10 protein-coding genes are annotated in these 12,205 nt (G+C 50.6%); 7 read left to right on the top strand and 3 right to left on the bottom strand.

Features of this window, described 5'->3' with window-relative positions:
* Positions 1-84 precede the first annotated feature (84 nt).
* From CBP31_RS06365 to CBP31_RS15715, 3 genes are read left to right on the top strand one after another with little or no spacing between them, the layout of a single operon-like run.
* A complete protein-coding gene (locus CBP31_RS06365; protein WP_227875172.1) occupies positions 85-567 on the top strand; it encodes a phospholipase D-like domain-containing protein in 483 nt (160 codons plus the stop codon).
* Positions 568-574: 7 nt separating this feature from the next.
* On the top strand, positions 575-1,732 hold the full coding sequence (locus CBP31_RS15720; protein ID WP_227875171.1) for a hypothetical protein: 1,158 nt from the start codon (positions 575-577) through the stop codon (positions 1,730-1,732).
* A 46-nt stretch (positions 1,733-1,778) separates the two neighbouring features.
* The gene (locus CBP31_RS15715; RefSeq protein ID WP_227875170.1) at positions 1,779-2,384 is read left to right on the top strand and encodes a restriction endonuclease; all 606 of its coding nucleotides are present in this window, start codon (positions 1,779-1,781) and stop codon (positions 2,382-2,384) included.
* A gap of 158 nt (positions 2,385-2,542) precedes the next feature.
* Here CBP31_RS15715 and CBP31_RS15635 read toward each other — a convergent pair whose 3' ends face one another.
* From CBP31_RS15635 to CBP31_RS06345, 3 genes are all read right to left on the bottom strand, one after another.
* Positions 2,543-4,774 (bottom strand): hypothetical protein, encoded by a 2,232-nt coding sequence (locus tag CBP31_RS15635; protein ID WP_169712990.1) that lies wholly within the window; start codon positions 4,772-4,774, stop codon positions 2,543-2,545.
* A 44-nt stretch (positions 4,775-4,818) separates the two neighbouring features.
* A complete protein-coding gene (locus tag CBP31_RS06350; protein WP_227875169.1) occupies positions 4,819-9,492 on the bottom strand; it encodes a hypothetical protein in 4,674 nt (1,557 codons plus the stop codon).
* A gap of 90 nt (positions 9,493-9,582) precedes the next feature.
* On the bottom strand, positions 9,583-9,819 hold the full coding sequence (locus CBP31_RS06345) for a helix-turn-helix domain-containing protein (RefSeq protein ID WP_087035566.1): 237 nt from the start codon (positions 9,817-9,819) through the stop codon (positions 9,583-9,585).
* Between the two features lie 123 nt (positions 9,820-9,942).
* Here CBP31_RS06345 and CBP31_RS06340 point away from each other — a divergent pair, with 123 nt between their 5' ends.
* Genes CBP31_RS06340 through CBP31_RS06330 form a run of 4 tightly spaced genes read left to right on the top strand, consistent with a single transcriptional unit; the run spans position 9,943 to position 12,188 of the window.
* Positions 9,943-10,116 (top strand): hypothetical protein, encoded by a 174-nt coding sequence (locus tag CBP31_RS06340; RefSeq protein ID WP_174664623.1) that lies wholly within the window; start codon positions 9,943-9,945, stop codon positions 10,114-10,116.
* Positions 10,117-10,143: 27 nt separating this feature from the next.
* Positions 10,144-11,043: a tyrosine-type recombinase/integrase gene (locus CBP31_RS06335; RefSeq protein WP_227875168.1), complete on the top strand. Its 900-nt coding sequence runs from the start codon at positions 10,144-10,146 to the stop codon at positions 11,041-11,043.
* A 30-nt stretch (positions 11,044-11,073) separates the two neighbouring features.
* The gene (locus CBP31_RS15710) at positions 11,074-11,322 is read left to right on the top strand and encodes a site-specific integrase (protein WP_227875167.1); all 249 of its coding nucleotides are present in this window, start codon (positions 11,074-11,076) and stop codon (positions 11,320-11,322) included.
* Entirely contained in the window at positions 11,319-12,188 is an 870-nt protein-coding gene (locus tag CBP31_RS06330; RefSeq protein ID WP_087035561.1) for an HDOD domain-containing protein, read from the top strand. The genes CBP31_RS15710 and CBP31_RS06330 overlap by 4 nt, the downstream gene beginning before the upstream one ends.
* Positions 12,189-12,205 lie beyond the last annotated feature (17 nt).

Genomic DNA, 12,205 nt, shown 5'->3' with positions numbered 1-12,205 from the left:
TTCAGTAAGATAGGTAGTTCCGTCGCCAGGCTAAAAGCGGCTAATTTAGATGCATCACAACGATAACGAGACACCAATACCAGCATGCTGATTGATAATGTAACAACCAAAGTCACTGATATTCTGGCCGACTCGATAGAGCAAGGTGACAAGCTGTCAGTGATGACAGGACTTTTCTCCATATATGCCTTTAACCATCTGAAAGCCTCGCTGGGCAAGGTGGAGTCCGCCCGTTTACTATTCTCGCAAGCCAAAGGTTTTGACCTAGTAGCCGATGATGCTAACAACTCACCTTTTGGCAGCTTGAATGGTGGCAAACTGGAAACCAAATTTCGCAACCAGCTAAACCAGAAAGCCATTGCCCAAGAGTTCGCCAACTGGTTGGAAGAGAAAGCGGCGGTGCGCTTGGTTGAACAAGCTGGCGCAGTTCACCAGCACGTTACTCATCTGGAACAAAATGCGACCGCTATTCAGGGCGCTCAGTTCAATGGACAAGGGCTTGGCCTTACTCAAACCAGTGGCTTTGACATGATCAGCCTGGCCAAGGCAGAGCAGGCTCTACAATAAAGAGGGCGTGGCGATACGGGGCAAGTTTGCTCAGTGGTTTGAGGAAGAGTTTACCGCCCAACTGCGTAAGCCTAAATACCGGATTCTGTATCCAGATGTTTGGGATAAGACCGATTCTGATAGCTATGTTATCAATGAACAGGCGTTGGCTGAGCTGGCACGCAGTGTTCACAACGGCTACTTTGCCCAGGATAAGAAGAAAGATGCAGCAGGCAATCCGCGGTTTGCCGAGTCAAAGCTGTCAGCCAAAGGTGAAGGTGGAAAAACGGCTGCCGATGAATCAGCCTACAACCTGATCATGAAAGATAAAGAAAGGCTGCTGTCTATGGACAGTAAACTTCGCTTTATCTCCTCCCACTCGGCATTGAAGGAAGGCTGGGACAACCCCAACGTCTTCCAGATTTGTACCCTGAACGAGACCAACTCCGTGATGAAAAAACGTCAGGAGATTGGTCGAGGCCTTCGTTTGGTGGTAGATCAGTCAGGCGAGCGAGTGCCTTATGGTTTCGAGGTCAATACCCTGACGGTAATGGCGAACGAGTCCTATGAGGATTTCGTGACTCAGCTGCAAAAGGAAATTGAAGAAGAGGAAGGCATCAAGTTTGGTACGATTGAGAAGCACCAGTTTGCCAATATTGTGGTTTCTGCTGAGCATGAGGTTAAAGCATTCTTGGGAGCTAAGGTCTCGGAAGAGATCTACCAGCATATGCAGGCACAGGGCTACATTGACAACAAGGGAAAGATCCAGGAGTCACTCAAAGTTGCGTTGGCCGAGAGCAAGGTCAATTTGCCTGAACACCTTGCCGAACATACCGATGCTATTGTTGCCACCATTAGTAAAGTAGCGAAAGGTCTCAGCATCAAAAAGCACGAAGAGAAGAAAACCGCACAACTGCGTGAAGACAACTGCAAGCAGGTCGTGCTGGGTGAAAACTTCAAGGCGCTGTGGGATCGCATTAAGTACAAGACCACGTATCGAGTGAGCTTCGATGTGGGCGACTTGGTAGCCAAGTGTATTGATGAGATCCGAGCCACTGTGGATGTCCGTAGTGCCAAGTTTGATTACACCAAGGTGAGCGTTGAGATCAGCAAAGCTGAGTTGGGTACTACGGTCAAGGAAAGCAAGGTTCACACTTATTTAGCATCGCAACTATCAGCCGCCTGATGTGGTGACGTACCTGGAGTCCACCACCAACCTGACCCGCAAAACCGTGATCGATATTCTGCTGGGCTTGGGTGACAAACTGGAAGCCTTCAAGAATAACCCACAGCGGTTTATTCAACTGGCCAGTGAAGTGTTCCGTAAGCAGATGCGCTTGGCCATTGTGGATGGAATCAGTTATCACCGTATCGGTGATAATGATTATTATGCACAGGAGCTGTTCCAGGAAGCTGAATTGACTGGTTACTTAAAGGACATGGTAGTTGCTAACAAGTCGGTTTACGACTACATCATCTGTGACTCAGATGTAGAATTTGAGTTTGCTGAAAAGCTGGAGCAAGCCTCTGAGGTTAAGCTTTACGCCAAGCTACCTGCGTGGTTCAAGATTGACACTCATCTGGGTAGCTACAATCCTGACTGGGCTGTATTGATTGGTAAAGACGATGGCATGGGCGACCACCTTTACTTTGTGGTGGAAACTAAATCCAGTATCTTTTCTGACGATCTAAGAGCCTCGGAGCAAGCCAAGATAAACTGTGGCATTGAACACTTTAAAGCATTGGCAAAAGATGAAAAAGGTAATGCCATTAATAATCCAGCCAAGTTTGTCAAAGCAGATAAGTTTGATACGTTCGCCAATAGTTTTATTGACTAGAAAGTAATATTTATCTCTATTAGTTGATGCTATCGAGACTTTTGTCAAAGAGCCTATAATATGTTGGATAAAGCATATAGGCTCTTTTTTAGCTGTGCTCATTATTTTTATCTGACACTTAACCTAAAAGGTTAGGTGTCAGGTAAAGATATTGACCATTAATTCTCTACCATCAGTCGTGCCAGTTTGGCAAAAATTGAACTTTTGCTGCTGTCGCCACTTTTCAGCATATCCAGGGTGAAGCTATTGAGATAGACACCAGTCAAAGGATGGCTGAACACATCTCGTGGCTCGCCTTGTTCATTCCATATCAGCAGATTCTCAACCAGGTTGGTTTTTGCCATGGACTGATTGGTGGGTTGAGCTTTGCTGATCAGCACATATAGGCCATGATCGTGGGGCTGCAAATAGGTGTGGTGGTGCTTCATCTTATGGGACTTGGTCAGTGAGTCATGTATCGAACGTCCGGGCGAGATCAAATAGGGAAGCACATTGCTCTCGGCCTTGGCTGAGCGGGTGATGGTGTAGCCGGTAAAGTCTCCGCCACCTTGCTCGGCTAGGGCTTTTTCCTGCTCCTGGTATGCGTAGAGGTCCACCACATTAAACTGGGCCGGACCAATCAGGCGAGACACACGAATGCTGTTATAGCTGGTGAGCAGCGCATCGGTGGCATGATCGTACAGATAGAAACCGTTATTGAATAGTTTGTCCAGCCGGGCCAGCGCCGGATGCTCAACGGCCAGCCAGTCCAAGTCACCTTCAGTAACACCGTTTTCAGTCACCGTCAGCATGCTCTTTTTCACTTTCAGCTCGACATGGCCAAGCAGGCATGTCCCATTTTTTTTCTTTCGAACAGAGAAAGCGGTGTAATGACCAGTTGTTAGGTTAGGCATTGGTAGGTAACGCAGGGACAGTAAGCTTTCCTTGAACCATAACTCGGTTTTGGTACGGCGAATCTTGCTATTTACCAAAGTGACAGCAGACTTCAAGCGGCTGCGAGGCTTGGCCAAGTCGGCATCGTACTGCTCAGAATTTGTGGTTTTCTGCTCCTGAATAAAGTCGAGTGCGTCCAGCATTTTTCGGTCTATGTTCATGCCCTGCAGTGCCACAGGTAGCGGATTATGGTTCAGCCAGCCCTGCAGGCGATCAAGTTTAAGTTGGGTATAAATATCCCACCGTAAGTCTGGTTGCTTGCGGTGGGCATCAAATGCATCAAAAAAGTCTGAATACTCGGCTGAGGAATCATTAAGCTGACGAATACTGTTGCTGGCATCGTCTTCTACTGGATTGAGTACCAGAATAGAGGTGTTGGTGGGTAAACCGGAACAGTGTGTACGGGCTGCCTGCTCCAACGATTCCAGTGACCACAGTTGATAGCCGGGCAGTTGACGAGACAGTTCCTCGAAGAAATAAGCTTGCTGTGCGGCACTGAAATTCACGCCGTTATTCACTACCAGCACTGTGTTTGCCAGCGTCTGGTCAAGGTCGGTTAGAAATTGATTGACCACGTGAGTCGCTTGGAAGGGGAGCGGCGTATGGGGGATCTCCAGCTCGGAAAGGCGGTCGAGCACGGTATTCATGACCACGTTGTAGGTATACGCTTGGCACTCTCCATAGCTACTGCGCTCCCGAAAGAAGTCCAGACTGCTGTCTCGAGCATCGAGCTTGCGACGAGCGCTGACCCGGCCACTGTCAGTGTTAAACCATACTCTATCGTCATCTAGCGCTAAATACAGCTCATCTGCCGGCTCAACCAGAAACTTGCGCTTATGCAGGATGAAAGCCAGCTCACTATGATCTGATGCAAACACGTCAAGCTCGAACGCTTCCATTACTCCGGCGCCACTCTTCTCTGAAACGGGCTTGCTTAGCCGAGCATTAAGGTACATCGTCGCATTGAAGTAAGCAGGTGAAATGGAAAAGCGCTCACTGGCTTGTTCCAGTAGTACCATCTTCAGGTGCAGACTAAACAGCCCCTGGATAAGACGGTTGAGGCTGTGCTCCTCGGCCATCAATTGCTGGCACAATTGCTCAATGCGAGTGGGGAGCGACAAGTGAGCCTGAGTGTTTGTGACACCGGCAGGCGCGAGGTAAAAGTAAACATGCTGCCCGTTTCCTAACCGGTGTAGCTCGTATTTAACGTCTTCTCTGGCATCCAGGCCGAGGAGCTGGCGTAAACGGTTTTTTACTTCACGGTGGATGCGGACGTAGTGATCCCGGCTATTTTCTTTATGTTTCTTCGGGAATCGTTGAACTGCAAAATCAATCGCATATACATTAGAAACCGGAGCCAGCAGACGACGAATAGTAGCCTGTGGGGCTTCTTCCAAACGGATAAGGTTGGTTCGGGCGACTGGGCTGTCGGTTAAAGTATGCAGGTTAGGGATCATCGTTGTCCTCATCACGGCCTGCCGGCCGCCTGTTGATTGATGCGTTACAGTCCAAGAAGAGAGTGCAACATCGGGTTGATGTGCATGGTCATTTTTAGCCTAGACTTTTCTTGTCGTCGCTTGCGCTCACGGTCTACGGGCTGGTAATACTGGTGGTCAGCCTGCAGCAGGTTAAGGTAGTGGATACTGTGATCCCTATTTTCTTCCCACATCAGGTTGTTGGGGTTTTGGCAGTAGGCAGCGTTCAGGTAAAAAAATTTGATGCATTGATAGCGGCCGGACAAGGCCTCGCGTATTTGGGACTGCCCTTTCGCGTCGGCCGTTTGGTTAGCGATACTCCTGATTTGGCTGATCTTTTTGCCACTTTTTTCGATAGTCTCTTCAGCCCGATCCAGATCGTCCAGCTTAGTGGCCCAGCGTTTGACGTCTACACAAATCAGATCGTCTTCAACCTCGATAAAACGGTCAAAAAATTCATATACCAAGGGGCCTAGACGCTCAAAAACTTCCAGGTCTTTAAGTGGCTGAACTCCATAATGTGCCAATACCTTGTCAAATAGGTACTCGCCAACGTTGCCTTTGAGCAATGGCACCAGCTTGGGATGCGGGAGCAAACTGTCAAATGCCGTCTTCTGGATCTTGTCGCAGTCACGTATGAGCTCACCCACCAGGTTCCCCCGAGTTGGATCAACGTACTTGCTGTATTGCGGAAAAATGGTCAGCTGCGGACGATATTCGCGGGCCCCGCCGGCAAAGTCTGACAAGGCGCTGTAATCTTTATGGGCCAAGCCATCTGCGCCTCGCTTGTGGCATAGCATAATTTGCTGTTCGCCCTGCTGGCGCGAAATAAACAGTGTGTTATGGATGGCCTGCATCTGCTTGTTGGCGGCATACAGAGGGTTGGCCTGCAGCTTCTCCAGCCAGCGCTCGGGATTGGCGAAAGAGTCAGGATCCCGAAACAGATTACACAGCTCCAGGTATTCAAAATCGCCATCTCGCACCCGGTTAATCCAGCCGGTTTTGAGAATCCGCTTGTGGACGTCATCAATGCGACGCCCGTTGCTCAGTATCCTTTTCTCAAAGGAACTGCGTTGCTCAAAAGTGGAGAATGAGAGTGTCGAATTCATTGCTTCACAGAATTCTTTAAGGCGATAGTTAAGTAGTGACATGCTCTCCAACACTACTTCGTTGCCCGCACTTTCACTTAGCCCAGCAAACTGAAACGCCACGTTATGAATCACATCGCTGGGCAGAAACACCTCGGTTTTCAGCCAGGTGTCACGGCGCTCGATCCTGCCAATAGCCTGCATGATCACCTTAAACAGGCTCATGTCATGCTCAGCCATCAGCAGGCGGTAATTATCGCCTTGAGCAAAGTTAATATTGAATTCGACCATCTTGTGATCAGCAATGTCATCAGCAAGGTGCTTGAGCACACTGACATAGTTGGGCAGGGTATTGAGGTGGGCACCGTTACCCACTACCTCGCTGTAGAATGACGAGTTGATCAGTACTAGACGCTGGAAGTCGACCTCCAAGCGCGGGGCCTCTGTGTCATTGAGATTGCCGTCGTGGTAGCGGACGAAATAATTGAGGCCAGTACCGGCGCTGTTGTAGGTGCTCATAAATACCAGCACACTATTTTCATCCTGGATATAGGTTTCTTGCTTGATGTCCTCAATATTTGCCAGCGGTGAGTCAAAGAATATCAGGCGAATGGTATGACGTCCTTTAAAAGGAGTGAAGGTGAGAATTTTATCATGCCGTTTATCATGTTTTGGGTCACATTTAGAGCTCATGCCATATTGCTGGCGCCATGTTGTTTGGTGTTGGCGGTAAGCCTGAGCAAACGCTTTCTTGAAACCACCTGACAGAGACAAGATTAGGCTATTTTTGCCCTCATAGGCGGCAAGCAACAGCGCTTCCAGTTCGCGATAATGTTGGCGTTTTTTATATTTATTATTCAGAGCATCCTGCAACGGGTTCTGTAGCGCAGTCATAAAGTCGTTGTATACGGCTTTAAAAGCGGGGTTGTGCTCATAGGTATCGGTCAACATGGTTTGCTCGGCATCGAACACCTTGAAGTCAACCGTCCGGATTTGGGCCCGCAGCTCTCTCAGATCCTTGAGCATGGAGATGTCATTTCGATCTCGTTCGACAACTCGGTATCCAAGATTTTGAGCGTAGCGCTGCAAAAAGTGGCGGCTGAAGTTGCCGTTTTTGGTATGGCTGAAGCCGCTGGTGGCGCTAAGCCCTATCACTTTATTGTTGGTGCCGGTCAAAAGGCGCAACAGCATGGCCTCGGGCAACTCTTTCACCAGATCCATCTCAAATGCCAGGATTATTGTGCGTTCAGCCCCTTTATTGACGTAATTGAGCTCAGCTACAGGTGTCATGGTGAAGACGGTTTTTGGCTGCAGGTAGGTGTAGAAGTGGTCAATGATCAGATTTTCGTCGGTGGTACGGTCAAAGACATGGCGTACTTCTCCAGCCACCGTATTGGCGGCATCAACAAACTCCCCGAGTGGCGTATTTTGGCTGCTGGCGTTGTCCTGTCCGCCGTTTTTAACCCAGCGCTTGAAATGTCGGTTGGTTATCTGCGCGCAGGCGGCCAGAATGGCGGATACCAGCTGAAACAGGTCGTGCAAGGTTGGGTTGGTGTCGCCAGTATCACCCTCTACCTCGTAATACAGCTCGGTACGGGTGATGTCCCCTTCACTGTTACGCAGGCGAATGCGCTTTAACCCCTCCTCGTTGACGTACATTTTGGCATTAAAGCTGAATACGTTACGGGTGAGTGAGATGATGCGATCAGCTGAGCTGCCATTCACTTCAAATGCGCCCAGTTGATCACGAAACATCTTGAGTACGGAGTCAAGGGTGGTGCCTGAAGATAGCTCGCACTTGTTGGCAAGGAGCTCCCGAATGGCAGTGATAAACTGAACCTTTTCTCTTTCGAAGGTGGTTTGCTCTTCGAGAGGTTTTCCTCGGCGTTCCAGGCTGAGCACTGCGTTGTAAATGCGCCCTGTAACCGAGAAAACATGTGCTAGGTTATTTTCTTTCTTTACGAGGCGAACATGGCAGCTGTCTTCTAAGCGAGTGTAAGCTTCGTGCAGCTCATCAATGACCACAGTAAAGCGAATGTTGTTACGGCGGAACGGGCAGTCCGGATTAAGCTGAAAGTGTTCAGTACGCAGGTAGTCAACTTGTTCGGCGTGGGACTTACCGGCCATGGTGCTGATCTGTGGCTCTTCAGGCTTTAGTTTGCCACCAACCAGCAGATCAAAGCTGACCGGTTCAAAACGAACTCCTTCACCGCGCTTAAGCGTTGCTAAACGGTAGGTGGAAGTGTCGAACTTGTTGGTGGTCATCAGGAGGACTGAGGGAAGATACCGGCACACTTCAAACGGCAGCACCTGCTTGATGATTTCGAGATAGACCTCGTAGACACTCACCTTGGGTGCTGTCTTTCCCATGGCCAGCATCTGTACTGTTTTTTGCGCTCGCTCACGACGAGCCTCAATACCAAGGCGGATGTATTCCTGTACCGACGGCGCAGCACAGCCTGGCCCAAACAATGTCTTACAGGCAGACTCTATGGTGCTGCGCAGACTGTGGCGATGGTTTTTCAGCTGCTCTTCCGCCATCTCCTTTTCATGGATGGCGTCAAGTGTTCCAACCCCAGCCTGTTGCTCGATTTGTGCTTCACAGCGGTCAATTTGTGCAATCAGATAGTTGAGCCTGCGCATCTCACTGCCGATGAAGGTACTCGTTTTTGCACCTTCGTACCAATGGGTATAGCGTTCGCGATTTTTCAGCCCAGAGCCCCAGTCAATAAAGTCCAGCTCGGCCGTGTCCTTGCGAGACACGACGCAGATGAACTCACCGCCCGCAGCAAGAATCCGCTCCTTTTGGCGATTATCGAGGTCTATCTGCGACTTTTGCGGCGACATAAACAGCAAATTGGTGAAACCACCCTCAAGGGGTAAATGGTCGAGTGCCTGAGTGCTGGTAAATCTCTCCAGGTACTCAACATAGCCCTGAATTACACCATAGCTTTTGCCGAAGCCGGTACCGTCTGAGCTGAATATTACCTCGGCTCCATCGCGTTCATGCACATGGTAAAGCTCCGAAGCGCGAGCACGGCAGGCATTAACGTCATCTATGAGCGCGGCGTCGGGAGCTTGCTTTGTGATCTGGTCGCTGAGGCCGAGTTTGCGACAGGTACTGGTTTCGCAGCGTGCTAACTGTCTGTAACGGTTTATGAACAGCTGATCGTTTTCAATCAGAATCTTTTCCACCTGCATCGGAACCAGACTCAATACAGCCGCGATCTCACCAATGATGTCGGACACCGGCTGATGCGGATTGCTAACGTCAAAGCATTTTAGTACTTCAGCCACCGTGGCTGGGTTCTGTGACTTCCTGATAGTGGGAAAAGTCACTCTGTAGTCATAAAGTGCCATGTCATCCTGCAGCAAACATTTGAAACGCTGTTGATCGGCGTTTCCTGTCGGGCGACTGGCGAACGCCAGTATGTTGGCTTCTTTGAGTCTAAAGAGAAGCGCTGCGGCATCACGGTGTGGTGAGTTGAATGCGGTATGTAATTGCTGGCTGAATGGTGAACGGGCATCCAGCCGGCTGTACTTTATCAGGGACGTAAAGTGTTGGCGTAGCAATGTGAGCAGTTGAATATCTTCATCGAGCGTCCATTTCATGATGATTTCTCACAGGCAGGGGGCGAAGTCTAACAGTATGAAATATGCCAATGGGCTTCAATTGAGTTTATTGAGGTGTTGCCAAACATATTAGGCGTTAGTTTCCTCGTCTTCCACATAGCTCAGCAGTTCACCTGGCTGACACTCAAAGTACTTGCACAAGGCATTGATGGTATCGGTGTTGGTAACGTTGCCAGGCACGTTGGCGATGCGGGTAAGCGTCGCTCGGCTGATACCCGTCTCCTTACTGACCTCGGACAGCGTGATCCGCCGCTTCTCACGAAACGATTTCTCATCCAAAAGCTGGATCAACAGCACTCTGATCATAGGTCATCCATAAGTCATATTTTTCATAAGTCTATCAAATGCATCATGCATGACGAAAAAAAGTCATTGGCAATGCTTTTATATGAGCCATTTTAATCTCATGTGATTCAAATGGAGGGTGTTATGAATACCTATCTCACAACTGAAGAGCTGTCTGCCCATATCAAGTACGACGCGCGTACCATTCGCCAGTGCCTTAAGGATTCTGTGTTGTTCGAGGGCGTGCACTACATTCGCCCCTTTGGCGGCCGCAAGATCCTGTACATCTGGGAACGGGTGGAAGAGTCGATGCTGTGATCCAGAGCATTCAGTAAGGAGGACGTTATGGGTGCAGTGAACGGCCGTGACGGCCGCCTTTATCTCGATTTTCGTTTCCGCGGCAAGCGCTGCCGGGAGCAGACCAAACTGGCAGATACGCCGGCCAACCGTAAAAAGCTCGATAAGGCGCTGGCGCTGATTGAGCAGCAGATCCGGGCCGGTACCTTTGATTACGGTCATCATTTTCCCAACAGCCCCAAAGTGGAGCAATTCCGGCAACTGGAGGTGTTGATCTGCCAAAAGGCGGTGGGCGGTGAAATGGACTTCGCCAGCTTTGCCGGCCAGTGGCTGGAAGAAAAGCGGGTGGAGTGGCGCGACAGCCAGTATGAAACCGTTGAAGGCATTTTGCGCTGCCATCTGGTGCCGGCGTTTGGAGAAATGGCCATTGGTGCCATCACCAAAAGTGACATTCTGGCGCTGCGCATGAAGCTTTGTCAGGCGGATGCCGTTACCGGCAAGCGGCTCTCACCATCCCGTATTAACCACATCATGACGGCTCTGCGCATGATAGTGAATGAGGCCGCCGAACGGTTTGAGTATGAGAGCCCCTGGCGCAACATTAAGGCGCTGCCAATGCCCCGGGCCGAGGTGCAGCCTTTTACCTTGGAGGAGGTGCAGCTTATTTTGTCCCGGGTGCGGGTGGATTTTCGGCCTTATTACACGGTGCGCTTTTTCACCGGACTGTGTACCGGTGAAATAGACGGCCTAACCTGGGACAACGTGGACTTTACGGCGCGCAAAATCCATATCCATCAGGCACTGGTAAGGGGCAAGTTGGAGAAAACCAAAACTAGCAGCTCTTACCGCAGCATCGCCATGTCTCAGCGGGTGTATGACGCTCTGTTTGAGCAGTGGGAACAAACTGGTGAAAAAAGCACTTATGTGTTCTGTGCCCGCAACGGCTAGCCGCTGAATCATCGCAATGTCACCCGCCGGGTGTGGTATCCCCTACTGGAATGGCTGGAGCCGCCCAAACGCAATCCGTACCAGAGCCGGCATACGGCGGCCACCCTGTGGCTGGCGGCAGGAGGAAGTCCGGAATGGATTGCTCGCCAGCTGGGGCATGCCAACACCAGCATGCTGTTTCGGGTTTACTCCCGCTATATCCCCAACCTGGTTGGTCGGGACGGTGCGGCCTTTGAATCGCTGCTGGATGAAGAGTTCGAACTGGAGGACGAAGCATGAACCCCATGGTAATGACGCATCACCGGCCCAAGTTGCTGTGGGCCAGCCAGTTGTTTAATGATGGCGCGCTGGCGTCGTGGCAGTTCAGCGAACCGGCGTGGGACTGCTCCCTGTTACTGTTCCCCTGGCAGATGCAAGGAGTATGCCCAGAAGGGCAGTGGGTGCTGGCTGAACTGAACGGCCAGGATGAACAATGTCAGCTTGGTCCGGTACAGGCACTGCCGGTGATGGTGGGTAAGCAGCAACTGGAACGTCAGCTGGCCTGGCTGCCTGAAGAGCAGCGGGAGCTGTTACTGGATATGTGGAGCATGCTGGCTTACATTGGCGATAAAGCATTGCAGTCTTTCTTGCTGGATGTATTGACCGACGAAGGCATCATGAGGGCTTTTTGCCAGAGCAAGGCCAGTCATCGACACCATCATGATCAGTCTGGAGGCTTGCTGGCGCACAGTCATGAGGTGGCGATGACAGCCGCCATGTTGTGCACCCAATACCGGTTGGGGCAGCGTTCTTCCTGGGTGGCTTTTATTGGTGGCCTTTTGCACGACATTGGCAAAATCCACTTGTATTACAACGAGCCATCCGGTGTATGCGGTCAGCATGATGCCTATAATTTTATGGTGCTGGCCCGTCCGCTGGAGCAGCTCAGAGCGTATTCTCCTCAACTATTCGAGGCCCTGAGCGCTTGCCTCACCGCCAAGACTGGGAAGTACGCTGACCCTTATCAGGTGGCCAATGTGGTGCGCATGAGTGACCGGCTGTCGGCCGATGTATTCAACTGGAAAAGTGCCTTCTCTCGGGTGCCGGGGTATTACTGGTATGCCAAGTCTCCTCGGGATGAACAGCTTTACAAGCGGTTGGGGTAAGGGAGGACATCGTCAGC

Source organism: Oceanisphaera profunda, from assembly GCF_002157895.1.
Lineage (GTDB): Bacteria > Pseudomonadota > Gammaproteobacteria > Enterobacterales > Aeromonadaceae > Oceanimonas > Oceanimonas profunda.
This window is presented reverse-complemented; position numbering and strand designations above follow the sequence as displayed.

Excerpts from the sequence above, each read along its gene's own strand:
- CBP31_RS06365 (WP_227875172.1), top strand. The coding sequence starts at position 85 with ATGCTGATTGATAATGTAACAACCAAAGTCACTGATATTCTGGCCGAC.
- CBP31_RS15635 (WP_169712990.1), bottom strand. The coding sequence starts at position 4,774 with ATGATCCCTAACCTGCATACTTTAACCGACAGCCCAGTCGCCCGAACC.
- CBP31_RS06350 (WP_227875169.1), bottom strand. The coding sequence starts at position 9,492 with ATGAAATGGACGCTCGATGAAGATATTCAACTGCTCACATTGCTACGC.
- CBP31_RS06340 (WP_174664623.1), top strand. The coding sequence starts at position 9,943 with ATGAATACCTATCTCACAACTGAAGAGCTGTCTGCCCATATCAAGTAC.
- CBP31_RS06330 (WP_087035561.1), top strand. The coding sequence starts at position 11,319 with ATGAACCCCATGGTAATGACGCATCACCGGCCCAAGTTGCTGTGGGCC.
- CBP31_RS06345 (WP_087035566.1), bottom strand. The coding sequence starts at position 9,819 with ATGATCAGAGTGCTGTTGATCCAGCTTTTGGATGAGAAATCGTTTCGT.
- CBP31_RS06335 (WP_227875168.1), top strand. The coding sequence starts at position 10,144 with ATGGGTGCAGTGAACGGCCGTGACGGCCGCCTTTATCTCGATTTTCGT.